22 protein-coding genes are annotated in these 25,343 nt (G+C 68.1%); 16 read left to right on the forward strand and 6 right to left on the reverse strand.

Annotation, left to right across the window (positions count from 1 at the left end; genetic code table 11):
- Positions 1-99: 99 nt before the first annotated feature.
- From purD to rng, 7 genes are all read left to right on the forward strand, one after another.
- Positions 100-1,380 carry a phosphoribosylamine--glycine ligase gene (purD, locus tag WS51_RS21870; RefSeq protein ID WP_059502650.1) on the forward strand — a complete coding sequence of 427 codons (1,281 nt, stop codon included), beginning with the start codon at positions 100-102 and terminating at the stop codon, positions 1,378-1,380.
- Positions 1,381-1,498: 118 nt separating this feature from the next.
- Positions 1,499-2,419 carry an oxygen-dependent coproporphyrinogen oxidase gene (gene hemF, locus WS51_RS21875; RefSeq protein ID WP_059502652.1) on the forward strand — a complete coding sequence of 307 codons (921 nt, stop codon included), beginning with the start codon at positions 1,499-1,501 and terminating at the stop codon, positions 2,417-2,419.
- 31 nt (positions 2,420-2,450) lie between these two features.
- Positions 2,451-3,164 (forward strand): nicotinate-nucleotide adenylyltransferase, encoded by a 714-nt coding sequence (locus WS51_RS21880; RefSeq protein ID WP_081053631.1) that lies wholly within the window; start codon positions 2,451-2,453, stop codon positions 3,162-3,164.
- Between the two features lie 4 nt (positions 3,165-3,168).
- Positions 3,169-3,615, forward strand: coding sequence for a ribosome silencing factor (rsfS, locus tag WS51_RS21885; protein WP_059502656.1), 447 nt, complete (start codon positions 3,169-3,171; stop codon positions 3,613-3,615).
- Between the two features lie 19 nt (positions 3,616-3,634).
- The gene (gene rlmH / locus WS51_RS21890; protein WP_044844705.1) at positions 3,635-4,105 is read left to right on the forward strand and encodes a 23S rRNA (pseudouridine(1915)-N(3))-methyltransferase RlmH; all 471 of its coding nucleotides are present in this window, start codon (positions 3,635-3,637) and stop codon (positions 4,103-4,105) included.
- Between the two features lie 51 nt (positions 4,106-4,156).
- The gene (locus tag WS51_RS21895; protein WP_059448693.1) at positions 4,157-4,789 is read left to right on the forward strand and encodes a Maf family protein; all 633 of its coding nucleotides are present in this window, start codon (positions 4,157-4,159) and stop codon (positions 4,787-4,789) included.
- A gap of 8 nt (positions 4,790-4,797) precedes the next feature.
- Entirely contained in the window at positions 4,798-6,267 is a 1,470-nt protein-coding gene (gene rng / locus WS51_RS21900; protein ID WP_059448692.1) for a ribonuclease G, read from the forward strand.
- Positions 6,268-6,319: 52 nt separating this feature from the next.
- On the opposite strand, the gene WS51_RS31320 is transcribed toward rng, so the two are convergent.
- Positions 6,320-7,345 (reverse strand): pentapeptide repeat-containing protein, encoded by a 1,026-nt coding sequence (locus tag WS51_RS31320; RefSeq protein ID WP_081333593.1) that lies wholly within the window; start codon positions 7,343-7,345, stop codon positions 6,320-6,322.
- 247 nt (positions 7,346-7,592) lie between these two features.
- Between WS51_RS31320 and WS51_RS21910 the strand changes: the two genes are divergently transcribed.
- The 4 genes from WS51_RS21910 to WS51_RS21925 all read left to right on the forward strand — a co-directional run bounded on the left by WS51_RS21910 (position 7,593) and on the right by WS51_RS21925 (position 11,043).
- Positions 7,593-7,928, forward strand: a complete 336-nt coding sequence (locus tag WS51_RS21910; RefSeq protein WP_059791557.1) for a YggL 50S ribosome-binding family protein — start codon at positions 7,593-7,595, stop codon at positions 7,926-7,928.
- A gap of 282 nt (positions 7,929-8,210) precedes the next feature.
- The gene (locus WS51_RS21915; RefSeq protein ID WP_059502663.1) at positions 8,211-9,176 is read left to right on the forward strand and encodes a PRC-barrel domain containing protein; all 966 of its coding nucleotides are present in this window, start codon (positions 8,211-8,213) and stop codon (positions 9,174-9,176) included.
- Positions 9,173-10,432, forward strand: coding sequence for an MFS transporter (locus tag WS51_RS21920; RefSeq protein ID WP_059448688.1), 1,260 nt, complete (start codon positions 9,173-9,175; stop codon positions 10,430-10,432). The genes WS51_RS21915 and WS51_RS21920 overlap by 4 nt, the downstream gene beginning before the upstream one ends.
- 32 nt (positions 10,433-10,464) lie before the next feature.
- Positions 10,465-11,043, forward strand: coding sequence for an FUSC family protein (locus WS51_RS21925; RefSeq protein ID WP_059448687.1), 579 nt, complete (start codon positions 10,465-10,467; stop codon positions 11,041-11,043).
- Positions 11,044-11,101: 58 nt separating this feature from the next.
- On the opposite strand, the gene WS51_RS21930 is transcribed toward WS51_RS21925, so the two are convergent.
- Both WS51_RS21930 and msbA read right to left on the reverse strand, forming a co-directional pair.
- The gene (locus WS51_RS21930) at positions 11,102-11,494 is read right to left on the reverse strand and encodes an RcnB family protein (RefSeq protein ID WP_059502665.1); all 393 of its coding nucleotides are present in this window, start codon (positions 11,492-11,494) and stop codon (positions 11,102-11,104) included.
- A gap of 91 nt (positions 11,495-11,585) precedes the next feature.
- Positions 11,586-13,337 carry a lipid A export permease/ATP-binding protein MsbA gene (msbA, locus tag WS51_RS21935; RefSeq protein WP_059448685.1) on the reverse strand — a complete coding sequence of 584 codons (1,752 nt, stop codon included), beginning with the start codon at positions 13,335-13,337 and terminating at the stop codon, positions 11,586-11,588.
- A gap of 223 nt (positions 13,338-13,560) precedes the next feature.
- Here msbA and WS51_RS21940 point away from each other — a divergent pair, with 223 nt between their 5' ends.
- The 3 genes from WS51_RS21940 to WS51_RS21950 all read left to right on the forward strand — a co-directional run bounded on the left by WS51_RS21940 (position 13,561) and on the right by WS51_RS21950 (position 16,728).
- On the forward strand, positions 13,561-14,313 hold the full coding sequence (locus WS51_RS21940; protein ID WP_059502667.1) for a glycosyltransferase family 2 protein: 753 nt from the start codon (positions 13,561-13,563) through the stop codon (positions 14,311-14,313).
- A 157-nt stretch (positions 14,314-14,470) separates the two neighbouring features.
- Complete coding sequence (locus WS51_RS21945; RefSeq protein WP_069229771.1) at positions 14,471-15,313, forward strand: glycosyltransferase family 2 protein; 843 nt, start codon at positions 14,471-14,473, stop codon at positions 15,311-15,313.
- A gap of 134 nt (positions 15,314-15,447) precedes the next feature.
- A complete protein-coding gene (locus tag WS51_RS21950) occupies positions 15,448-16,728 on the forward strand; it encodes an O-antigen ligase family protein (RefSeq protein WP_059547042.1) in 1,281 nt (426 codons plus the stop codon).
- 169 nt (positions 16,729-16,897) lie between these two features.
- Here WS51_RS21950 and WS51_RS21955 read toward each other — a convergent pair whose 3' ends face one another.
- From WS51_RS21955 to dnaE, 3 genes are all read right to left on the reverse strand, one after another.
- Entirely contained in the window at positions 16,898-18,076 is a 1,179-nt protein-coding gene (locus WS51_RS21955) for a glycosyltransferase family 9 protein (protein ID WP_069229772.1), read from the reverse strand.
- 242 nt (positions 18,077-18,318) lie between these two features.
- Positions 18,319-19,407, reverse strand: coding sequence for a glycosyltransferase family 9 protein (locus WS51_RS21960; RefSeq protein ID WP_069229773.1), 1,089 nt, complete (start codon positions 19,405-19,407; stop codon positions 18,319-18,321).
- Positions 19,408-19,729: 322 nt separating this feature from the next.
- Positions 19,730-23,263, reverse strand: a complete 3,534-nt coding sequence (dnaE, locus tag WS51_RS21965) for a DNA polymerase III subunit alpha (protein ID WP_059502677.1) — start codon at positions 23,261-23,263, stop codon at positions 19,730-19,732.
- Between the two features lie 222 nt (positions 23,264-23,485).
- Here dnaE and WS51_RS21970 point away from each other — a divergent pair, with 222 nt between their 5' ends.
- Together WS51_RS21970 and gluQRS are read left to right on the forward strand one after the other, a co-directional pair.
- Positions 23,486-24,340, forward strand: coding sequence for a sulfurtransferase (locus WS51_RS21970; RefSeq protein ID WP_059502680.1), 855 nt, complete (start codon positions 23,486-23,488; stop codon positions 24,338-24,340).
- 22 nt (positions 24,341-24,362) lie between these two features.
- Positions 24,363-25,256, forward strand: coding sequence for a tRNA glutamyl-Q(34) synthetase GluQRS (gluQRS, locus tag WS51_RS21975; RefSeq protein ID WP_069229774.1), 894 nt, complete (start codon positions 24,363-24,365; stop codon positions 25,254-25,256).
- Positions 25,257-25,343: the final 87 nt, after the last annotated feature.

The raw sequence follows: 25,343 nt of genomic DNA on the forward strand, positions 1-25,343 counted from the left end.
GGCCGCCGTGCGCATCGTCGCGGCGGCGGCCCGACCGATTTCGCGGCCGGCGCGCCTGAGCGTGCCGGCCGCCCTGTTTTCTAGTCTGCGGGGAATCCCATGAAACTACTCGTCGTCGGTTCCGGCGGCCGCGAACATGCGCTGGCGTGGAAGCTCGCGCAGTCGCCGCGTGTCCAGATGGTCTACGTCGCGCCCGGCAATGGCGGCACGGCGCAGGACGAGCGTCTGAAGAACGTCGACATCACGTCGCTCGACGCGCTCGCCGATTTCGCGGAAAGCGAAGGCGTCGCGTTCACGCTCGTCGGGCCGGAAGCGCCGCTCGCGGCCGGCATCGTCAACCTGTTCCGCGCACGCGGCCTGAAGATCTTCGGGCCGACCCGCGAAGCCGCGCAGCTCGAAAGCTCGAAGGATTTCGCGAAGGCGTTCATGAAGCGCCACGGCATCCCGACCGCCGACTACGAAACCTTCTCCGACGCCGCCGCCGCACACGCGTACATCGACGCGAAGGGCGCGCCGATCGTCGTGAAGGCCGACGGCCTCGCGGCCGGCAAGGGCGTCGTCGTCGCGATGTCGCTGGAAGAAGCGCATGCCGCGGTCGACATGATGCTGTCGGGCAACAAGCTCGGCGATGCCGGCGCGCGCGTCGTGATCGAGGAATTCCTCGACGGCGAGGAAGCGAGCTTCATCGTGATGGTCGACGGCAAGCACGCGCTGGCGCTGGCTTCGAGCCAGGACCACAAGCGCCTGCTCGACGAGGACCGCGGCCCGAACACGGGCGGCATGGGCGCCTACTCGCCCGCGCCGATCGTCACGCCGCAGATGCACGCGCGCGTGATGCGCGAAATCATCATGCCGACGGTGCGCGGGATGGAGAAGGACGGCATCCGCTTCACGGGCTTCCTGTATGCGGGCCTGATGATCGACAAGGATGGCAATCCGCGCACGCTCGAGTTCAACTGCCGGATGGGCGACCCCGAGACGCAGCCGATCATGGCGCGCCTGAAGAGCGATTTCTCGAAGGTCGTCGAGCAGGCGATCGCGGGCACGCTCGACACGGTCGAGCTCGACTGGGACCGCCGCACCGCGCTCGGCGTCGTGCTGGCCGCGCACGGCTATCCGGACGCGCCGCGCAAGGGCGACCGCATCAACGGCATCCCGGCCGAAACCGAGCAGGCCGTCACGTTCCATGCGGGCACGACGCTCGCCGAAGGCGACAAGCTCGTCACGTCGGGCGGCCGCGTGCTGTGCGTGGTCGGTCTCGCCGATTCGGTGCGCGAAGCGCAGCAGCATGCGTACGACACGATCAACCAGATCAATTTCGAAGGCATGCAGTACCGCCGCGACATCGGCTTCCGCGCGCTGAACCGCAAGAGCGCTTGACGCCGTGACCGCCGCCTTGCCGTCGCAAGCGGCGGCCTCCTCTGCCGGGGTTCGATAGAATGCCCGGCAGATGCCTTTTTTACGGCCCCCGCTTCGCGCGGCGGCACCCAGTTCAGACATGACCGATTCGACCTACGACGTGGCGCGCGTGCGCACGTACCTCCAGGGCCTGCAGACACGCATCGCCGACGCGCTCGGCGCGCTCGACGGCACGCCGCTCGCGACCGACGCGTGGCAGCGCGGGCCGCAAGAGCGCCTGCGCGGCGGCGGCTGCACGCGGATTCTCGAAGGCGGCCGCGTGTTCGAGCGCGCGGGGATCGGCTTTTCCGACGTCGCGGGCGACGCGCTGCCGCCGTCGGCGAGCGCCGCGCGCCCGCAGCTGGCCGGTCGCGGCTTCGAGGCGCTCGGCGTGTCGCTCGTGCTGCACCCGCGCAACCCGTACTGCCCGACCGTGCACATGAACGTGCGGATGCTGATCGCGACCAAGCCGGGCGAGGCGCCGATCTTCTGGTTCGGCGGCGGCATGGATCTGACACCCGTTTATCCGTTCGAGGACGACGCGCGGCATTTCCACCAGACCTGCAAGGACGCGCTCGATCCGTTCGGTGCCGAGCTCTATCCGCGTTTCAAGACCTGGTGCGACGAGTATTTCTTCCTGAAGCACCGCAACGAGACGCGCGGCATCGGCGGGATCTTCTTCGACGATTTCTCCGAGCCCGGATTCGAACGCTCGTTCGAGATGATGCAAGGCGTCGGCGACGCGTTCCTGAACGCGTATTTGCCGATCGTCGAACGCCGCGTCGCGCTACCGTACGGCGAGCGCGAACGCGACTTCCAGGCTTACCGGCGCGGCCGCTACGTGGAATTCAACCTCGTGTTCGACCGCGGCACGCTGTTCGGCCTGCAAAGCGGCGGCCGGACGGAGTCGATCCTGATGTCGATGCCGCCGGTCGCGAACTGGCGCTACAACTGGCAACCCGAGCCGGGCTCGCCCGAAGCGCGCCTGAGCGAGTTCCTCGTGCCGCGCGACTGGGTCTGAACCCGCCGCGCCCCAAGAACAGGACGTTTTTCTGGACACCACCGCCCGCCCCGCCCCGCAGCCGCACCCGCCGTTACGTCGCATCGGCCTGCTGGGCGGCACGTTCGATCCGATCCACGACGGCCACCTCGCGCTCGCGCGCCGGTTCGCCGACGTGCTCGGCCTGACCGAGCTCGCACTGCTGCCCGCCGGACAGCCGTACCAGAAGCGCGATGTGTCGGCCGCCGAGCATCGGCTCGCGATGACGCGCGCCGCTGCCGGTTCGCTGTCGCTGCCCGGCGTGACGGTCACCGTCGCCACCGACGAGATCGAGCACGCGGGGCCGACCTATACCGTCGAGACGCTTGCGCGCTGGCGCGAGCGGATCGGCCCCGAGGCGTCGCTGTCGCTGCTGATCGGCGCCGACCAGCTGGTGCGGCTCGACACGTGGCGCGACTGGCGCCGGCTGTTCGACTACGCGCACGTCTGCGCGGCGACGCGCCCGGGATTCGACCTCGGCGCGGCGTCGCCCGACGTCGCACGCGAAATCGCACGGCGTCAGGCCGGCGCCGACGTGCTGAAGGCGACGCCGGCCGGCCACCTGCTGATCGACACGACCCTGGCGTTCGATATCGCCGCAACCGACATCCGTGCGCACCTGCGCGAATGCATCGCGCGTCACGCGCAAATGCCCGATGCGTTGGCCGAGCATGTGCCGGCCGCCGTCTGGGCCTATATTCTTCAACATCGTCTCTACCATTCCTGATTCCATGGATATCCGCAAACTGCAGCGCGTGATCGTCGACGCTCTCGAAGACATCAAGGCGCAAGACATCAAGGTGTTCAACACCAGCCACCTGACCGAACTGTTCGACCGCGTGATCGTCGCGTCGGGCACGTCGAATCGCCAGACCAAGGCGCTCGCGTCGAGCGTGCGCGACAAGGTCAAGGAAGCCGGCGGCGACATCGTCAGCTCCGAAGGCGAAGACACGGGCGAATGGGTGCTGGTCGACTGCGGCGACGCGATCGTGCACATCCTGCAACCGGCCCTGCGCCAGTACTACAACCTCGAGGAAATCTGGGGCGACAAGCCCGTGCGGATGAAGCTCGGCGGCGGCAAGGGCGCGAACGGCGTCGCGACGGCCGGCGAAGACGAGGACGACGAGGAAGAAGCGCCCGCACGCGCTGCGCGCAAGACGGCGGCCCGCCGCCGCTGAGCCGCAGCGAGTCGTCCCGATGAAGCTTTTCATCCTCGCGGTCGGCCACAAGATGCCCGGCTGGATCGCGTCCGGCTTCGACGAATACACGAAGCGGATGCCGCCCGAGCTGCGCATCGAGCTGCGCGAGATCAAGCCCGAACTGCGTTCGGGCGGCCGCAGCGCGGAAAGCGTGATGGCGGCCGAGCGGCAGAAGATCGAAGCCGCGCTGCCGAAGGGCGCGCGCATCGTCGCGCTCGACGAGCGCGGCCGCGACTGGACCACCATGCAGCTCGCGCAGGCGCTGCCCGGCTGGCAGCAGGACGGCCGTGACGTCGCGTTCGTGATCGGCGGCGCCGACGGGCTCGATCCGGAACTCAAGGCGCGCGCCGACCTGCTGCTGCGCATCTCGAGCATGACGCTGCCGCACGGGATGGTGCGCGTGCTGCTCGCCGAACAGCTTTACCGGGCGTGGAGCATCACGCAGAATCACCCTTATCACCGCGCATGACGCGTCGTCCTCGGGACGCGCGCCGCGCGCGCTCAACGAGATAACGACACCATGCCGTCCAGCACGCCTGCCGCCCTTTTCCCGACCCTTTACCTCGCTTCGCAAAGCCCGCGCCGGCAAGAGCTGCTGCAGCAGATCGGCGTGCGCTTCGAATTGCTGCTGCCGCGCCCCGACGAAGATGCCGAGGCGCTCGAAGCCGAATTGCCCGGCGAAGCCGCCGATGCGTATGTGCAACGCGTGACCGTCGCGAAGGCGGAGGCCGCGCGTGCGCGTCTCGTCGCGAGCGGCAAGCCGGCCGCGCCGGTGCTGGTTGCGGACACCACCGTGACGATCGACGGCGCGATCCTCGGCAAGCCGGCCGACGCCGGCGACGCGCTCGCGATGCTGACCCGCCTCGCGGGCCGCGAACACGAAGTGCTCACCGCCGTCGCGGTGATCGGCGCCGACGGTGAACTGCTGCCGCCCGCGCTGTCGCGCTCGTCGGTGCGCTTCGCGGCGGCGCCGCGCGAGGCGTTCGAACGTTACGTCGACACCCGCGAACCGTTCGGCAAGGCCGGCGCCTACGCGATCCAGGGGCGCGCGGCCGAATTCATCGAGCGAATCGAAGGCTCCCATTCGGGTATCATGGGTCTGCCCCTTTTTGAGACCGCGGCACTGCTGCGCGCCGCGCGCGTCGACTTCTGAATGCCACCATGAACGAAGAAATCCTGATCAACCTCACGCCGCAGGAAACGCGGGTCGCACTCGTGCAGCAAGGCGCGGTGCAGGAGCTTCACGTCGAGCGCACGCTGTCGCGCGGGCGCGTCGGCAACATCTACCTCGGCAAGGTCGTGCGCGTGCTGCCCGGCATGCAGTCGGCGTTCATCGACATCGGCCTCGAGCGCGCGGCATTCCTGCATGTCGCGGACATCTGGCATCCGCGCCTCGCGGGCGAGCCGCAGTCGGGCGCGCCGCACCAGCCGATCGAGAAGACCGTGTTCGAAGGCCAGACGCTGATGGTCCAGGTGATCAAGGATCCGATCGGCACGAAGGGCGCGCGACTGTCGACGCAGGTCAGCATCGCGGGCCGCACGCTCGTGTACCTGCCGCAGGAGCCGCACATCGGCATCTCGCAGAAGATCGAGAGCGAGGCCGAGCGCGAGGCCGTGCGCGCACGGCTGACCGCCGTGATTCCGCCGGACGAGAAAGGCGGCTACATCGTGCGCACGATCGCCGAGGACGCGACGTCCGACGAACTCGCGGCCGACGTCACGTATCTGCGCAAGACGTGGGCGACGATCGTCGCCCAGGCGCAGCGGCTGCCCGCGACGAGCCTGTTGTACCAGGATCTCGATCTCGCGCAGCGCGTGCTGCGCGATTTCGCGAACGACGACACGACACGCATCCAGGTCGATTCGCGCGAAACCTACCAGCGCCTCGCGGAATTCGCGGGCGAGTTCACGCCGGCGGTGAGCCCGAAGCTGCACCACTACACCGGCGAGCGGCCGCTGTTCGACCTGTACAACATCGAGACGGAGATCCAGCGCGCGCTGTCGCGCCGCGTCGACCTGAAGTCGGGCGGCTATCTGATGATCGACCAGACCGAGGCGATGACGACGATCGACGTGAACACCGGCGGCTACGTCGGTGCGCGCAACTTCGACGACACGATCTTCAAGACCAATCTCGAGGCCGCGCATACGATCGCGCGGCAACTGCGGCTGCGCAACCTCGGCGGGATCATCATCATCGACTTCATCGACATGGAGAACGCCGAGCATCGCGACGCGGTGCTGTCGGAGCTGAAGAAGGCGCTGTCGCGCGATCGCACGCGCGTGACGGTCAACGGCTTCTCGCAGCTCGGGCTCGTCGAGATGACGCGCAAGCGCACGCGCGAATCGCTCGCGCACGTGCTGTGCGAGCCTTGCCCCACTTGCCAGGGCAAGGGCCAGGTGAAGACGTCGCGCACCGTGTGCTACGACATCCTGCGCGAAATCCTGCGCGAGTCGCGCCAGTTCAACCCGCGCGAATTCCGCGTGATCGCGGCGCAACAGGTGATCGATCTGTTCCTCGACGAAGAGTCGCAGCATCTCGCGATGCTGATCGACTTCATCGGCAAGCCGGTATCGCTGCAGGTCGAGTCGAACCTGAGCCAGGAGCAGTACGATATCGTGCTGATGTAGCATTCCTCCGATTCGCCGCCGGTCGCGCCGTGCGGCGAATCGCGCGGCACGCTCAGTCCTGATCCGTAGGGTTATAGCTCCAGATCACGAGCCCCCAGCTTGTCGATTTAACGTCGGGAAACCTCTCCCCCGCGTGGAAATAGCGCCGCCCCTGCTCGCCGCCCAGTGCGGGACTGACCCACCATCCGCTCTGCGGCACGACGTCACCGGGCCTCGCCTTCAGCTTCGACGATGCAGTTGGCCTGACAGGTTCGCTGGAACCCGATGTAACGGGGCACCATTCCACGGCCATCTGATTTTCCGTACTACCTGCAGCAACCGCTCGGCGCGCCTCCGGCGTGTCGTCGAACCGCGTCCGGTACGTCGTCTCGCCCTGCAACACATTACCGAAGGTGCCGCCGACAAAGCACACCCCTGCCAAGTCCGCACCACGGAAGTCCACTCCCCGCAAATCGCAATTCTCAAACGCGGCAGCGATCAATCGCGCGCGATCGAATTGGGACGCCGTTAATCTGCAGTCGACGAAACGGGCTCCGACGAAATCGCAGCGCGCCATCTTGCTCCAACGCCATGCGTTTCGCTCTGCTGACAAGCCGGAAAAATTGCACTCAGTCATCTCGGACGAATTCAAGTCTCCGTCAGACATCGTCACGCCGGAAAAATCGCAATTGCTCAACCTGGCATATCCAATGAACGAATTCCGAAATCGCGCATGGCGAAAATCGGCGCCGTCACCGTAGACCGGAAGCATCTGCGCCAGATAGAACTCGCATTGAATGAAAGATGCACCATCAAGAATCGCGTGCTGAAACCCGACCTCGTCAAACTGGGTGGCATCGAACACCCCAAAACCAAGATGGCTACCGGCCAGTTCCACGTTCTTGAGCTTGCCGCCAAGGAGTGTCATGCCGCGCAGGTCCGGCGCCGACGCCCCATCAGCAAAATGAGGCAAGTTGTCGCAGAAAGGCAGCCACGCATCGTCCGGTAACGCGTTGTGAATTGCATCGAGCGCATCCTTGTACTTTCCTGACTTCCATCGATCCCGCAACCATCTCGCGTCGGCATCGTTCGTTCGCATGCAATTTCTCCTGGCATAGGTGCGTTCTTCCCGGCACAGCGACTTCTACCTCGCCATGCACGGCATTCCGCCGAAGCTACCATCGGGCTTATGTCCCCCCTCCCGGTAAGGCATTGATGTCATAGCCTTTCACCTTCCGCAACTCGATCGCGAATCGGCCAGTCACCCCCCGGCGCAAGACGGGCAGTCAGCCATGCGATACACTGCGCGACCATTCTCCACAGATCTCCTTCACGAATCCCACACCATGAGCAAACGCCACAACCGCCGCCAGCGCAAGAAACTGCACATCGCCGAGTTCCAGGAACTCGCGTTCAACGCGACCGCGCAATACCGCAACGAGCTGTCCGATCTCGAACGCGGCCAGTTGATCGATGCATTCATCGATTTCGTCGAAGCCAACGGGCTGTTGACCGTCGCGTCCGCCGACGAAGGAATCGGCGCTTACGTGATCTCCGGCGCACCGCGCGGCACGACGACCGATGCCGACCGCGAGAACGTGCGCGCATGGCTGGCCGCACGTCCGGAGCTGACCGACGTCCAGGTCAGCGAATTCAGCGACGCGTGGTATCCGGAAGCCTGACGTTCCGGTTGCTCCGCGCCTCATGCGGCGCCCGCTCCGTCGTCGACGGTCGGGCGCCGTGTTCTTTCGCGCCCTCGCCAACGCACTTCCGGTGCTCGATCCCCGCCATTTCCCCGCCATTTCCCCGCCATTTCCCCGCCATCGCGCGCCCAATCCTCCGCAGAAATCGGTCCTGAAAGGAAGACACGTTAAACTCTCACCTCGCGCGGTGCGCCGCCCGCACCCGCCATCCATCGCCAGCCGCGCGCCTGCGCGCGGCCCCGACCCATGGAGTGAGTATCAATGAGCGGCGGACCTCCGTTTCCCGCACCCCGCATGTCGTTCCCGTCCTCGACGGTCTTGCTGGCTCTCTCGGCCGCCGCGCTGCTGTCCGGCTGCGGGCTGCTGCCAACGCAGAATCCGCCCGCGCCGATCAGCGAGGCGCTCGTCGAACCCGTCGAGGAAACCGCCGGCGAACCGCTGACGATGCCGCCCGTGCCGCCGCTCGTCCAGCCGGAGGAACCGGAAGCGCCGAAGAAGCCGCACCGTGAAGTGACGAAGCCGAAGCCGGTGCAGCGCCCCGAATCGCCGACGCCGCCTCCGCCGCCCCCGCCGCCGCTCATCGCGACACGCCCGCTCGAGCGCTCGCAGATCCATGCGCTGCTCGACAGCGAAGTCGCGCGCCGCAACGGCAAGGTGATCGGCCGCGCGGTCGACATGGTCACCGACGCAAGCGGCAAACCGCGCGAGATGATCGTCAACCTGCAGGGCTTCATGGGTGTCGGCGACCGCAAGGTCGTCTTCCCGTGGAACGTGTTCCGCTTCACGCCGGGCGGCAAACAGGAGCCGATCGTGCTCGACGTCCCGTCGGGCGACCTGCCGCCGGCCGCCCGGCCCAAGGCCGTGCCGCTGTCGGGCTCGGCCGCGGCGTCGCCCGCGACGCGACTGACGCTGCTCGACAGCGACGTCGAACGCCCGAACGGCACGAAGATCGGCCGGGTCGTCGACGTGCTGATCGACCGCGGGGCGCAACCGCAGGCCGTCGTGCTCGACCTCGGCGGGCTCGTCAACACCGACCGCCGCTCGATCGCCGCGAGCTGGGGCGCGCTGCGCTTCGTCACGCGCGACAAGGCGCTGCGTCCGCAACTCGACCTGAACGACGCGCAGATCAAGGCGGCGCCGCCGTACGTGGCCGACAAGCCGATCGTCGTGGTTTCGCCGCCGGCTGCCGCCGCCGCGCCGGCTTCGCCTGCGAGTGCCGCCCGATGACGATCAAGCATTCCGTCAGCGTTCGCAGTCTCCGGGCCCTCGACTGGCTCAACTTTTTCGTTGCAAACGTTCAAACCGGTTTCGGTCCGTTCATCGCGTCCTACCTCGCATCGCACAAGTGGACGCAGGGCGAGATCGGCATGGTGCTGTCGATCGGCACGATCAGCGCGATGGTCAGCCAGGTGCCGGGCGGTGCCGCAGTCGACGCGCTGAAGAACAAGAAAGGCGCGGCCGCGTGGGCGATCGCGGCCATCATCCTGTCCGCGGTGCTGCTCGCGTCGAGCCCGACGATCGTGCCGGTGATCGCGGCCGAAGTGTTCCACGGCTTCGCGAGCTGCATGCTCGTGCCCGCGATGGCCGCGATCTCGTTCTCGCTGGTCGGCCGCGCCGATCTCGGCGACCGGCTCGGCCGCAACGCGCGCTGGGCATCGATCGGCAGCGCGATCGCGGCAGGCCTGATGGGACTCACCGGCGAGTATTTCTCCGCGCGCGCGGTGTTCTGGCTGACCGCGGTGCTGGCGTTGCCCGCGCTGTTCGCGCTCGCGATGATCCAGCCGACACACGAAGTGATCCCGCATGCGTCGAAACCCGACGCGCACGACGAAGGCGAGGAACGCGAGACGCTGCTCGAGCTGCTGCGCGATCGCCGGATGCTGATCTTCGCGGCATGCGTCGTGCTGTTCCACCTGTCGAACGCGGCGATGCTCAACCTCGCGGCCGGCGAAGTGACGGCCGGCATGGGCGAGAACGTGCAGCTCGTGATCGCCGCGTGCATCATCGTGCCGCAGGCGATCGTCGCGATGCTGTCGCCGTGGGTCGGCCGCTCCGCGCAGCGCTGGGGGCGTCGGCCGATCCTGCTGCTCGGCTTCTCGGCGCTACCGGTGCGTGCGCTGCTGTTCGCCGGCGTGAGCAGCCCGTACCTGCTCGTGCCGGTGCAGATGCTCGACGGTATCAGCGCGGCGGTGTTCGGCGTGATGCTGCCGCTGATCGCGGCCGACGTCGCGGGCGGCAAGGGCCGCTACAACCTGTGCATCGGGTTGTTCGGTCTCGCGGCCGGCATCGGCGCGACGCTCAGCACGGCCGTGGCCGGCTTTGTCGCCGACCACTTCGGTAACGCGGTCAGCTTCTTCGGGCTCGCCGCCGCCGGCGCGCTCGCGGTGCTGCTGGTCTGGCTCGCGATGCCGGAAACGCGCGTCGAGAACGGCGATGCGACCGCCGGCGAGCCAGCCGCGACACCGTCGGAACAGGCACACTGACACACGCTCGCCCCCGCTTCCCGGCCGACACGATGGATACGATCAGGACACTCAACGAAGCCCGCCAGCAGATCCAGCAGTCGATCTTCGATCTGTTCAAGGGGCTGACCTTCGGCGAGCGGCTCACGCAAGGCGCGCTGATGGCGTTGCAAGCCGTCTGCGGCGCGTGCCTCGCGTACGCGATCGGCCGCGCGCTGCACACCGAGCAGGCCGTGTGGGCGGCGGTCACCGCCATCGCCGTCACGCAGCACAACTACTCGGACACGATGTCGCTGTCGCGCGACCAGTTCATCGGCGCGATGATCGGCGGGCTGGTCGGCTTCGCCGGTGCCGCGCTCGGCGGCGACCGCCTCTTCGCCTATGCGATCGCGGTCGCGGTCACGATCGTCAGCTGCTGGTGCCTGAACGTCGGCAGCGCGGCACGGCTTGGCGGCGTGACCGCGACGATCGTGCTGCTGTTTCCGGGCAACGGCCCGCTATGGGACATTCCGCTGATGCGGCTCGGGCAAGTGGCGTTGGGCACGGTCTGCGCGCTGGCCGTGTGCTGGGCGATGTCGCGGATCGAGCGGCGCTGGTTCCGCCGCGCGGCGGACGAGCGGAAGGAGAAATGACGCGGCTGCCGGAACGCACGCCCCGGCAGCCGGATGAATCGACGATAGGCGGCAGGCGTTACGGACCGACCCGCAGCACGATGCCCGAGCCGATCTGCACGAGCAGGTAGTCGCCACCGACGCCAACCCAGTGATAGCCGCGCGGCGGCGGGCTCAGGCGGTAGCCGCGCCAGTCGTCGACCACGTACTGGCGATCGCGGAATTCGTCCGGGAGACGGTCGCCCTTGTGCCACTCGCGACGCGGCTGATCGGCCCAGCGCGGCGGCACGTCGTCCTCGCGATGCATCGCCTGGCCCGGCGGCATGTGCTTCGGGCCGTGGCCGTGCCGCATGCCCGGGCCGCCGTGGTCTCCGTGCTTGTCGTAGTTGTCGTGATCCTGCGCCATCGCGGCCGGCGCTGCAAAACCCGCCGCAACCAGCGCTGCCAGCATGATGCCGTGCATCTTCTTCATTGCCCTTCCCTCCGTGTCGTCACGTCGAACCGGAAACAACGAAACCGGACCTGCGCGAGCAAGACTAGCACACGGCGCGGGCGATCCGGCGTCACGCCGCCTGCTGCTGGTACTGGATCCGGTGAAGGTGTGCGTACAGCCCGCCATGGCGCAGCAGCTCGTCGTGGCTGCCCGTCTCGACGATCTTGCCGGCTTCGAGCACGAGGATCCGGTCCGCGCGCTCGATCGTCGACAGCCGGTGCGCGATCACGAGCGTCGTGCGCCCTTCCATCAACCGTTCGAGCGCGGCCTGCACGTGGCGTTCGGATTCCGAATCGAGCGCCGAGGTCGCCTCGTCGAGGATCAGGATCGGCGCGTCCTTGTAGATCGCGCGCGCGATCGCGAGCCGCTGCCGCTGGCCGCCCGACAGACGCATCCCGTTGCCGCCGACGAGCGTGTCGAGCCCGTCGGGCATCGCGGCAACCGCGTCGGCGAGGTTCGCGGCCTCGAGCGCCGCCTGCACGCGTGCGCGATCGGGCGTCTGCCCGTACGCGACGTTGGCGGCGATCGTGTCGTTGAACAGCACGACGTCCTGGCTGACCATCGCCATCTGGCCGCGCAGCGCGTGGATGTCGTAGTCGGCCACCGGTACGCCGTCGACCAGGATCGCGCCGCCCGTCGGATCGAAGAAGCGCGGCAGAAGGTTGACGAGCGTCGTCTTGCCGCTGCCCGACGGCCCCGCGAGCGCGATCATCTCGCCCGGCGCGACCTTGAACGAAATGCGGTCGAGCGTCGGCCGCTCGGAGGCACCGTAGTCGAACGACACGTCCCGGAATTCGATTTCGCCGCGGGCATGCGGCAGCGCGCGGCCGCCGCCTTGCGGCTCGGCCGGCTCGTCGATGAGCCCGAAGATCAGCTCGGCGGCCGTCATCCCGCGCTGCAGCGGCTGGTTGACGTCGATCAGGTGCTTGAGCGGCGAAATGACCAGCAGCATCGACGTGACGAACGCGACGAAACCTCCGACCGTCGTCTGGTCGTTGGACGACTGCACGACCGCGATCGTGATCACGACCGCGAGCGCGATCGACGCGAGGAACTGCGTCAGCGGCTGCGCGAGCCCGCCCGAGATCGTCATGCGCATCGCGTAGCCGCGCAGGCGCTTGCTCATCGTCGTGAAGCGATCCATCTCGTACGCTTCGCCGTTGTGCACCTTCACGACCTTGTAGCCGCCGACCGTCTCCTCGACGATGTACGACAGCTCGTTGGTGAGCGTCTGGTGCTCGCGGTTCAGGCGGCGCAGGCGGCGGTTGATCTTGCTGACGAGCCAGCCGATGCCCGGCAGGATCACCGCGACGATCAGCGTGAGCCGCCAGTTCAGGTAGAACAGGTAGCCGAGCAGGAACACCACGGTCAGCGAGTCGCGCACGAGCGTGACCATCACGCCGGTCAGCACCGACAGGATCTGGTTGACCTCGAACACGATCGCGTTGATCACGGTGCTCGCGGTTTCGCGCTGGAAGAACGATGCGCCCGTGTGGATCATCCGCTGGAACATCTCGAGCCGCAGTTGCAGCAGGATGCGGTTCGACACGTAGTTGAGCAGGTAGTTGGACGTGTACTGCGACACGCCGCGCACCAGCGCAAGGCCAATCACCGCGATCGGCACGTACCATTTGGCGCGATCGCTGCCGTGCGAGCCGAAGCCGTGGTCGAGCAGCGGCTTGAGCAGTGCCGGGATCCCGGCTTCCGTGGCCGCGACTACACCCATCGTCATCACGGCGAGCAGCACGATGCCGATGAGCGGCCGGATGTACGGCCACAGGCGCTTGAGGACCGTGAGCGGCGACGTACCGGTGCCGTCCATCGGTTTGCGAAGAGTGTTCTGGGTTTCCAAGGCAATCCTTCTTGAGCCGCGACGCGGCGCCCGGGGCGTGACTGCCCGGAATTCATCCCGTCCGGCGGGTGCCGAAAAAGGCCCAACATTATAGCTGTACCGCCTCCGCCGGCATGGCCGTCGCCGAAGCGGCCGCCGGCCGGCGCGCGGGTATACTGCCGCTCACCGTTTTCTCCGCCTTTTCGACGATTTCATGGCAGAACCCACCCTCGGCGTCGCCCTCATCGCCCTCAACGCGGCCGCGCGGCTCGCGCAGTGCCTCGACGCGCTGACCTTCGCCGACGACATCGTCGTGATCGACGGCGGCAGCACCGACGATACCGTCGCGATCGCGCGCGCGCACGGCGCCCGCGTGATCGTCGAGCGCGACTGGCCGGGCTTCGGCCCGCAGAAGAACCGCGCGCTCGCTGCCCTCGACACCGACTGGATCCTGTCGCTCGACACCGACGAGGTAGTCAGCGCGGAGCTCGCGCAGTCGATCCGCGCGGCCATTCGCGCGCCGGCCGCACAAGTCTATGCGCTCGACCGGCTGTCGAGCTTCTGCGGCCAGTGGATCCACCATAGCGGCTGGTATCCGGACTGGGTGCCGCGCCTGTTCCGGCGCGGCGCGGCCCGCTTCTCCGACGACCTGGTGCACGAACGCCTGGTATTCGACACGCCCGCGCAGCGGCTGCCGGGCAAGCTGATGCACTATTCCTACGAGGATTTCGAGACCGTCGTGCGCAAGCTCGACGCGTATTCGACGGCCGGTGCGCGCCAGCGCCGCGCGGCCGGCCAGCGCGGCGGCTTCGGCAAGGCACTCGCGCGCGGCGCATGGGCATTCGTGCGGACCTACCTGCTGCGGCGCGGGTTTCTCGACGGTCGCGCGGGCTTCATGATCGCCGTATTCAACGCGGAAACGGTGTACTACCGGTTCCTGAAGCTCGGCCACGAGCCGGCCCGCTGAGCGCGCGCCGCCCTGCCCCGAACCTGCCCCCGACCCAGACGCCGCCGGCATGCGGCCGGCCCGGCGTTACAATGCCGGGCTGCCCGCGCGCCATGCGCGCCCGAGTGCGGCGCCGCGCCACGCGCCGCCGACACGACGACCACCGAATCCGACCGCCATGTTCTCCATCATCATCCCGACCTGGAACAACCTGCCGTACCTCAAGCTCGTCGTCGACAGCCTGCGCCGTCATTCGGCGTACGACCATCAGATCATCGTACACGTGAACGACGGCTCTGACGGCACGCTCGACTGGGTGCGCAGCGAAGGCATCGAGCACACCGCGTCGCCGGCCAACATCGGCATCTGCCACGCGGTGAACCTGGCCGCCGCGCGCGCGACGCGCGACTACGTCGTCTACATGAACGACGACATGTACTGCTGCCCCGGCTGGGACGCGGCGCTCGTGCGGCGCATCGAGCAGATGCCGACCGACCTGTTCATGCTGTCCGGCACGATGGTCGAGCCGGTCGACACGCGCAACCCGTGCGTCGTGGTCAGCAATTTCGGCCGCGACGCCGAACAGTTCGATGCGGCCGGCCTCGTCGCGGCCACGCCGCGGCTCGCGCGCGCGGACTGGCTCGGCTCGACCTGGCCGCCGACGCTCGTGCACCGCGACTGGTGGAACCGCATCGGCGGCTACAGCAGCGAGCTGTCGCCGGGAATGAGCAGCGACAACGACTTCTCGATGAAATTCTGGGACGCCGGCTGCCGGATCTTCCTCGGTGTGGGCGACAGCCTCGTCTATCACTTCCAGCAGAAGAGCACGGGCAAGATCGTCAAGAACGACGGCCGCCGTCAGTTCCTCAACAAATGGGGCATGACGCAGGCCACGTTCGACCGCTATTACCTGCATCGCGGCGAGCCGGCGGGCTCGCGACTCGTGCTCGACACGCCGGCCGTCGAAGGGCACCTGAAGCGCGCGCTGCTGCGCTCCCGGCTCAAGCGCGCCTTCAGCTGATCGGACCCCGAAAACGGCACGGAAACGCGCGCGGCTTCGCGTATACTGCGCGCTTCGTCCCGCGCGGTGCCGCCGGGACGCGCGGCGCGCAGCACGGTGCCCGCATCCCGCATTCGTCCATTCGACAGGTTCCGATGCTTTCGTTTTCCGCTCCCGCCACGCGGCGCCTGACCGCCGCTCGCGCCTTCGCCGTCATCGCGCTGTGCATGGTGCCCGTCTCGACCGCGCTGACCAACGTGTTCTGCGGCCTGTTCGCGGCCGCGCTCGTCATCTCCCCCGAATTCTGGCGCGACCTGCGCACGTTCGTCACCGAACCGGCGTCGCTCGCGGCGCTCCTGATCCTCGCGGCGTTGACCGCGAGCGTCGCCTATACGGTCGCGCCGCATCCGAAGGCGTGGAACTGGGTCGCCAAGTACGACAAGCTGCTGCTGGTGCCGTTTGCCGTGCTCGCGTTCCGTCACTCGAACTGGGCGCCGATCGTGCGGCGAGCATGGTTCGGCACGTTGTGCGTGATCCTGCTGCTGTCGACCACCAACTATCTCGGCCTGACCGCGATCGGGCCCGCGCACGCGACGGAACTGCCGCTGTCGCGCGCATGGGTGTTCAAGAACCACATCGCGGCCGGCATGTTCGGCGCGTTGCTCTTCTATCAGGCGGCCGACCTCGCGCTGTCGGCCCGCGCCGCGCTGTCGCGCACCGCGTATGCCGCCGTCGCCGCATGGTCGCTGATCAACGTGTTCGTGATGCTGCAAGGACGCACCGGGCAGGTCATCGCGCTGCTGCTGATGCTCGTCGTCGCGGTGCGTTTCGTGCTGCTGCTGCGCCGCCAGTCGGCGCTGCGCGCGGGGCTTGCCGCCGGGGCACTGGTGCTGGCGGGCGCCGCACTCGTCGTCGCTGCGTGCACGGTGCACAACGGCCGGCTGGTGAAGGTCGTGTCGGAAGTGCAGCAGTATCGGCAGACCGATGCGGTCACGTCGACCGGGCTGCGCCTCGAGTGGTACAAGAAGGGACTCGAGCTGTATCGCCTGCGCCCTGTGATCGGCTACGGCGCGGGCGGCCTCGAATTCGAGTTCGAAAAGCTCACGGCCGGCAAGACGGCCGCCGAAGGGCAGCTCACGTCGAATCCGCATAACGAATACCTGCTGATGGCCGTGCAGCTCGGCACGCTCGGCGTGCTGCTGTTCCTGAACCTGATCGTGCAGATCGCGCGCGGCAGCCGCGCGCTCGATCCGCGTTCGCGGCAACTGCTGCTCGCGTGGCTCGCGATCTTCGCGATCGGCAGCCTCGCGAATTCGCTGCTGCTCGATTTCGCCGAAGGGCATCTGCTGGTGCTGCTCGCCGGGATCCTGCTCGGCTGCGGCGCGCGAACCGAAGCGCTGCCCCGCGAGACGTCGGCGATCCGGCGCAGCGCGTAACCGTCATGCGGCGGGCGGCGCGCGATGCGCGTTGCGGCCTGCCGCACGTTCGGCGTCGCACGCTTCGATGCGGCGCACGGACGTTGCCGCCGCAAGCGCGGCCGCTCGCGGTCGATGCGTCGCCGCACCGCCGCTTTTTTCAAATCAGGTAACGCAAGGCCTTCACGCGTCAGTCGGAACGCGCGCGATGCAATCGCGACGTGTCGATGACCACGTCGCTGGCGCGCGGCACAGTCAGCCCGAGCATCTCGGCTGCCGCCGCCTTCACACGCTGCGCGCCGAGATTGACGAGGCAGTCGCTACGACTGTCGACATGGCGCTCGCAGCCTTCGTGCCGGCACGGCACGCAATCGCCCTCGCCTTGCAGCAGCCACACGTTGCCGTGCCGCGCGGAGCCGCGCAGCGCCCACGGGTTCTCGGTCGCCGGCCAGTGCTGCGGCCACGGCCCCCAGCGCACCGGATCGGACGGACCGAACAGCGCGATCGTGTCGGTGCCCGTCGCGGCGGCCACGTGCGTCGCCCCCGTATCGGGACCGATGAAGAGCCGCGCACGCCGCACCAGTTCCGCGCTTTCGCCGAACGTCAGGCGCCCGACCAGATTCAGCACGTCGCCGCCTGCCTCGGCCGCGATCTGCTCCGCGTATTCGCGCTCACGATCGGCCGGCCCGCCCGACAGCGCGATCGCGAATCCCTGCGCGCGCAGCCATTCGATCATCTCGACCCAGCCCTCCAGCCGCCATTGCTTGTAGCGGAACATCGGATACGGATGCAGCACGACGAGCGGCTTGCCTTCGCGGATCGCCGGCGATTCGGCGAGCCATGAGTCGAATCGCGCACGCCGCGCGGGATCGTCGCCGATGCCCGGCGCGACCACCTCGGATACCGGCTCGATGCCGATCACCGGAGCGAGCGCGAGCGTGCTGACGACCGTGTGCGCGGACTCGTGATGATTGATCGCGATGCCGTTCAGCATCATTCGAGTCAGCCACGTGACGCGGTTCGGATCGACGAGGCCCACGCGCTTGCGGCCGGCGAACCAGCTGTAGAAACGCGGCCGGTCGGAGCTGAGCGCCGCGCACGCGAGATCGTAGCGGCGCCACATCGATAGCGCGTCGCGCAGCCGCTCGCGGAACCCGGCGCGCTGCGCGACGACGATCACGCGCCGCACGTCGGGGTTGTGCTCCAGCACGCCCTCGGTGCCGCGAAACACCAGCATGTCGATCTGCGCGTCGGGCCAGCGCGCCTTCAGCGAACGCACGAGGGGCGTCGTCAGCAGCACGTCGCCGATACGGCGCGGGGCTGCGACGAGGATGGTTCTGGGCGGGCGGGCGGAAGAAAACAGGGCCACGGCGATCGTTCCGACTAGCTGGCTGGACAAGGCTCGCAATGTACAGGATTTTGCGGCCGGTGGCGTGGCGTCCGGCGCCCGTGCCGGCGTCAGCTACACGCCGTGGCACGCTGCTGCGCGCGCCCGTCCGGCATCGCGTCAGGCAGTCACACGCGGTGCGCGGCGGGCCTGCGGCCATCGCGCGCCCTCCTGCCCTTCCGACGGCAGCGCCGACAATGCCGTCGCCGCGCGCGTTGCCCGGGCTACGAAGCGATTGCTTCGACGCCGGGTGCCGCGAACGTGGCCGCTGCACGGGGCGTCGCGTCGCCCATCGCGTCGTCGGGCCGTCCGGCCGGCAGCAACAGATGAAGCACCGCGCGCTCGAGCGCGTCGACGCCGATCGCGTCGACCGTCGCGCCGGCCCGCAGGATCATATGCGGCACGCCGAGCGGATGCCAGCGCCGGTATTTTTCGGGACGGTCCTCGAACAGTGCGGCGACCGGCACGCCGAGCGCCGACGCGAGATGCACGGGCGCGCTGTCGGCCGACACGATCACGTCGAGCAGGCTGGCGGCGGCCATCAGTTCGGCGACCGACGACGGCGCGACGTGCCGTGCGTTCACGTCCCGCCACGCGTCGCGGTCGGCCTCGGCCGACACGGCGGGATCGCGGAACACGATCACGTCGGCGAACGGTGCGAGCCGCCGGCCGAGGTCTCGCCATCGATCGGCCGGCCAGCGCCGCTCGGCCGCCTTGTTCGACACGAAGAAGCCGACGCGCGGTTTCGTGCGCGGCCCGAGCAGCCGATACCACGTGTCCTGCAGCGCGGGATCGGGGTAGACGGACAGCGCGAGACCGTCGAGATCGGTGCGGCCGAGCTCGGGCACAAGCAGGAATCCCGACAGCGCCTCGTGGCACATCGGCCGCGACGCGACGTGTTCCGGCTTGCGATCGTCGAATTCGGAATCGGCATCGTGCCAGCGACAATCCTTCACGCCGAGCTGCCGGGCGAACCGGATGCTGCTGCGATGCATGCCGCCGTTCGGCACGACCACGAGATCGAACCGCAGGCGGCGCAGCCGGCGCACGAGCCGCAGCCGTTCGAAGAACGCGCGCATCCGTCCCGGGCGATCGTTGCGCTCGCACTGACGGCTGTACACGTAGGTGTGCACCGTGTGCACGTCCGGGTTGCCGGCGAGTGCGGCCGCGTTGTAGCGGTTCGCGACCACGTGCAGCTCCGCGCCGGGCCAGCGCTGCTTCAGCGCGCCGAGAAAAGCGGTCGTGCACAGCATGTCGCCCAGAAAATCAATCCGGATCACGAGGATCCGCCCCGTCGGTTTCCCGTTGGCCATTGTTGTGGTCGTGCTGTCGGTTTTTTTATCGTCGCGTACCGGCCGGCATCCTGGCGTCCTTCCCCGTGCCGGCCTCGTCGCGTGGTCGGTCGCGGCATCGCGCCGCATCGCGTGCGGCGCCGAACCGTACCGTTTGTTCGCGCGTGCGAGGTCGCCGCCGGGCGGTGAACTGACCACGCCCGGCGCCGCAATTGCGTTGCGCGCGACGGATTGTATAGCGTCCGGATGACGGCCCCAAGCGTCCGACGAAATGAAAACGGCCCGCCGCACCGCCCAGTGGCGACGCGGCGGGCCGTGCCGGCGACCGCCAGCCGGGGACCGCTCAGTACGTGATTTCGACGATGCTGCCGTCGAACGTCGCGCGCAATTCCGCGAGCAGCGTGTCGCTCGGTTTGACGCGCCATGCGTCGCCGAGACGCATTTCACCCTGCGCGCGCGCATTGCTGTAATGAACCTGGACCGCGAGCCCGTTCGGCAGCGGCGCCTGCGGGCGACGGCCGCCGTCGCGCCCGCCGCCGCGCGGCGCGGGCACCTCTGCCGCCTGCGCGGCCGCCGGATCGTCCTTCGACACGTGCGGCTCGAGCACGCGGCGCAGCGCCGCCGCATCGGCGTTGCCGTTCATCGTGAGCCGCACCGCCTGCGCGTAGCGGCTGCGCGCGCGCTCGAGATCCATCACCGTGTCGGCGGTGAAACGGATGCCGCCGGTGAACGCATCGTTGCGCGCCTGCCCCTGCACGATCAGCAGTTCGTCTTCCTTGAACAGCGCCTTGTTCGCCTCGAACTGTTCGTTAAAAATTGTGATCTCGCACTGGCCCGAACCGTCGTCGAGCAGCGCGATCAACATCTTGCCGCGCTGGGTCATCTGCGTGCGCAGCGACGCGATGATGCCGGCGACGAGCTTGTCGCGGCCTTCCTTCAGGTCGCCGAGCTTTTGCCGCACGAAGCGGCGCACCTCGTCGCGATACGCGTCGAACAGGTGGCCAGACAGGTAGAAACCGAGCGCGCCCTTCTCTTCCTGCAGGCGGCGCTTGTCGTCCCACGCGGGTTCGTCGACGAGCGCATGCGCGTGCGGCGACTCGGCGCCCATGTCGAACAGGCCGGCCTGCATCGCGTTCGCCGCGGCCTGCTCGGCCGCTTCCATCGCGAGCGGCACCGACGCGAGCATCTGCGCGCGATTCGCGTTCAGCGAATCGAACGCGCCGGCACGGATCAGCGCCTCGACCGTGCGGCGGTTGACCACACGCCGGTCGATCCGCTCGCAGAAATCGAACAGGTCGGTGAACGGCTTTTCCTCGCGCGCGCGCAGGATCTCCTCGATCGCGTTCTGGCCGCTGCCCTTCACCGCGCCGAGACCGTAGCGGATCGTGCGCGAGCGCTTGCCGTCGGGCTCCGCGACGGGCTCGAAGCGGTAGTGCGACTGGTTGATGTCCGGCGGCAGCACGGTGAGGTTGTTCACGACGCAGTCGTCGAACAGGATCTTCACCTTGTCGGTGTCGTCCATCGCGAGCGTCATGTTGGCCGCCATGAATTCGGCCGGATGGTGCGCCTTCAGCCACGCGGTGTAATACGCGAGCAGCGCGTAGGCCGCCGCGTGCGACTTGTTGAAGCCGTAGCCCGCGAACTTCTCCATCAGGTCGAAGATTTCGTCGGACTTCTCGCGCGTGAGGCCGTTCTTCGCCGCACCCTCGGCGAAGATCTCGCGGTGCTTGACCATCTCCTCGGGCTTCTTCTTGCCCATCGCGCGACGCAGCAAGTCCGCGCCGCCGAGCGAGTAGCCGCCGATGATCTGCGCCATCTGCATCACCTGCTCCTGATAGACCATGATCCCGTAGGTCTCTTTCAGAACGGGTTCGACGCGCGGATCCGGATAGTCGACCTTCTCGCGGCCGTGCTTGCGTGCGCAGAAGCTCGGGATCAGGTCCATCGGGCCCGGACGATACAACGACACGAGCGCGATGATGTCCTCGAAGCGGTCGGGCTGCGCATCCTTCAGCATGCCCTGCATCCCGCGGCTTTCCAGCTGGAACACGGCGACCGTGTTGGCCTTCTTCAGGATCTGGAACGACGCCGGATCGTCGAGCGGCACCTGCGCGAGCGACCAGTCCGCCTTCGACGGATCGAGACGGCGGATGTAGCGCTCGGCCCAGTCGAGGATGGTCAGCGTCGTGAGGCCCAGAAAGTCGAACTTCACGAGACCGACCGCTTCGACGTCGTCCTTGTCGTACTGGCTGACGACACCGCCGTCGTCGCCCTGCGTGTACAACGGGCAGAAATCGGTCAGCTTGCCGGGCGCGATCAGCACGCCACCGGCGTGCATCCCGACGTTACGCGTCAGGCCTTCGACGCGCTGCGCGAGGTCGAGCAGCTGGTGCACTTCGTCCTCGTGGTCGTAGCGCTCCTGCAGCTGCGGCTCCTCCTTCATCGCGTCGGCGATGGTCACGTGCTTGCCCGGCTTGAACGGGATCAGCTTCGCGACGCCGTCGGTGAACATGTAGCCGAGGTCGAGCACGCGGCCGATGTCGCGCACGGCGGCCTTCGCGGCCATCGTGCCGAAGGTGGCGATCTGCGACACGGCGTCCGCGCCGTATTTTTCCTTCACGTACTGGATCACGCGATCGCGGCCGTGCTGGCAGAAGTCGATGTCGAAGTCGGGCATCGACACGCGTTCCGGGTTCAGGAATCGCTCGAACAGCAGGTTGTAGCGCAGCGGGTCCAGATCGGTAATGCCGAGCGCGTACGCGACCAGCGAACCGGCGCCCGAGCCGCGGCCCGGGCCGACCGGCACGCCGTTGTTCTTCGCCCAGTTGATGAAGTCGGCCACGATCAGGAAGTAGCCCGGGAAGCCCATCTTCGTGATGGTCCCGCACTCGAACTCGAGCCGCTTGTAGTACGTGTCGCGCTGCGCTTCGCGCTCCGCCGCATCCGGATACAGCTGTTCGAGGCGCTTCTCGAGCCCTTCCTTCGACAGCTGGACCAGGTAGTCGTCGAGCGACATGCCGTCCGGCGTCGGGAACAGCGGCAGCTTCGGCTTGCCCAGCTCGAGCTTCAGGTTGCAGCGCTTCGCGATCTCGACCGTGTTCGCCACCGCCGACGGGATATCGGCGAACAACGCGACCATGTCGTCCTGCGTGCGGAAGTACTGCTCGGTCGTGAAGCGCTTCTGGCGCCGCGGGTTCGCGAGCATGTCGCCTTCCGAGATGCACACGCGCGCCTCGTGCGCGGTGAAGTCGTCGTCGGTCATGAACTGCGTCGGATGCGTCGCGACGACCGGCAGCTTCAGCGACGCGGCGAGCGTCGCGGCCTGCTGGATGTACGCCTCGGCGCCCGGCTGGCCGTAACGCTGCAGCTCGATGTAGAAGCCGCCGGGGAAGACCTTCGCCCAGCGCTCGGCGTGACGGCGCGCGGCTTCCTCGTTGCCGGCCGCGAGCGCGAGCCCGATATCGCCCTGCTGCGCACCCGACAGCGCGAGCAGCCCTTGCGAGAGCTCGCCCTCGAGCCAGCTCGCGTCGAGCTCCGCGCGGCCGCGATACTGGTTCGTAAGCCAAGCCTTCGACAGCAGCTCGCACAGATTCAGGTAGCCGGTCTTGTCCTTCACCAGCAGCAGCAGGCGCGACGGTTTGTCGCGATCGTCCGGATTGGTGATCCAGACGTCGCAGCCGGCGATCGGCTTGATGCCCTTGCCGCGGGCTTCCTGGTAGAAACGGACGAGGCCGAATGCGTTGCCGAGATCGGTGAGGGCGAGCGCGCCCTGACCGTCCGCGGCCGCCGCCTTGACGATGTCGTCGAGACGCACGATGCCGTCGGCAATCGAGAATTCGGAGTGAACGCGAAGATGGACGAAGCGGGGATCTGACATGGGCGATATTGTAGCCGCGTCGTCGCGCCGGCTGCCCAAAAAATCCCCGCGCCCGGCCGTTCGGCCGATGCGCGCGACGTCGGCCGAACGGTCAGGTGCCGGCGCATGCGCAGTTTGCGGGATAATACGGGTTTTCGAATCATCGCCCCGGCTTCGCACCCTTTTTTGCGGGGCCGCCGTGCGCCCGGCGCACGGCCGCGGCCGTTTTCCCGTCGGACCATCATGACCATCGTCAACCTTGCCGCCTACCACTTCGTGTCGCTCGACGCGACCGAGCAATGGCGCCCGCTCGTCACCGCCCGCTGCAACGAACTCGGCCTGCGCGGCACGATCCTGCTCGCGCCGGAAGGCATCAACCTGTTCATCGCCGGCCCGCGCGAGGCGACCGACGCGTTCATCGACTACATCCGCCACGATCCGCTGTTCGAAGGCAAGTTCGCGACGCTGCAGTTCAAGGAGAGCCTGTCCGACTCGCAGCCGTTCCGCCGGATGCTCGTGCGCCTGAAGCGCGAGATCATCACGATGAAGAAGCCCGCGATCAAGCCGGAGCTCGGCCGTGCCCCGTCGGTCGACGCGCGCACGCTGAAGGCGTGGCTCGACCGCGGCCACGACGATGCCGGCCGCCCGGTCGTGATGCTCGACACGCGCAACGCGTTCGAAGTGGACGTCGGCACGTTCGACGACGCGCTCGACTACCGGATCGACAAGTTCAGCGAGTTCCCGGAAGTGATCGACGCGAACCGCGCCGATCTCGAGGGCAAGACGGTCGTGTCGTTCTGCACGGGCGGCATCCGCTGCGAGAAGGCGGCGATCCACATGAAGGAAATCGGCATCGAGAACGTGTACCAGCTCGAGGGCGGGATCCTGAAGTATTTCGAGGAAGTCGGCGGAGCCCACTATCACGGCGACTGCTTCGTGTTCGACTACCGCACCGCGCTGAACCCGCAGCTGCAGCCGACCGCCAACGTCACGTGCTTCGCGTGCCGCGCGGTCGTCACGCCGGAAGCCCAGCAATCGCCGAGCTACGTGCCCGGCAAGTCGTGCCCGGCCTGCGCGCAGGCAGCCAGCGCCGCGTAAGCGCGCGTCGCTTCGCGCCCCGATGAAAGGCTACCGCGGCCGCTTCGCGCCGTCGCCCACCGGCCCGCTGCATTTCGGCTCGCTGGTCGGTGCGCTCGCGAGCTGGCTCGACGCGCGTGCGCATGGCGGCGCGTGGCTCGTGCGCATCGAGGACATCGACGGCCCGCGCACGGTGCCCGGCGCCGCCGACGACATCCTCGCGACGCTCGCGCATTTCGGCATGACGCCCGACGAGCCGCCCGTGTGGCAAAGCACGCGCGAGGCCAACTATGCGGCCGCGCTCAAACGGCTCGTCGATGCGGGGCTCGTCTACCCGTGCGGCTGCACGCGCAAGGAAATCGCCGATTCGCTGCGGGCCGCGCACGAGCGCCACACGACGCTCGCGTACCCGGGCACCTGCCGCACCGGCCTGCACGGCAAGCCCGCGCGCGCATGGCGACTGCGCGTGCCGGACGGCGACGATGCGATCGTCACGTTCGACGACCGCTGGCACCACACGCAAGCGCAGAACCTCGCGACCGACGTCGGCGATTTCGTGCTGAAGCGGGCGGACGGCCAATGGGCGTACCAGCTCGCGGTCGTGGTCGACGATGCCGACGCGGGCATCACGCACGTCGTGCGCGGCGCCGACCTGCTCGATTCGACCGCGCGCCAGATCTACCTGCAGCGCTGTCTCGGCGTGCCGACGCCGGCGTACCTGCACGTGCCCGTCGTCGTCGATGCGAACGGGGAAAAACTCAGCAAGCAGACCGGCGCGATCGCGCTCGAGCGCAACGATCCGCTGCCGGCGCTTCGCGCCGCTGCCGCGCATCTCGGCCTTGCGATGGATGGCGACCCGTCGTGCGACACGATGGACACGTTCTACACGGCCGCGACCGATGCGTGGGCGCGCCGCTTCGGGCCGCACGCCGGCTGATTCGCTCGCGCGACACCGGGCTGTCTCGCCCGCGCCGCGGCATCCGTCAGCGCCGTGTCGAGCGGAACCGCGCCCGCTGACGACGCG

The organism is Burkholderia territorii (assembly GCF_001718335.1).
In the GTDB taxonomy this organism is placed as follows: Bacteria; Pseudomonadota; Gammaproteobacteria; order Burkholderiales; family Burkholderiaceae; genus Burkholderia; species Burkholderia territorii.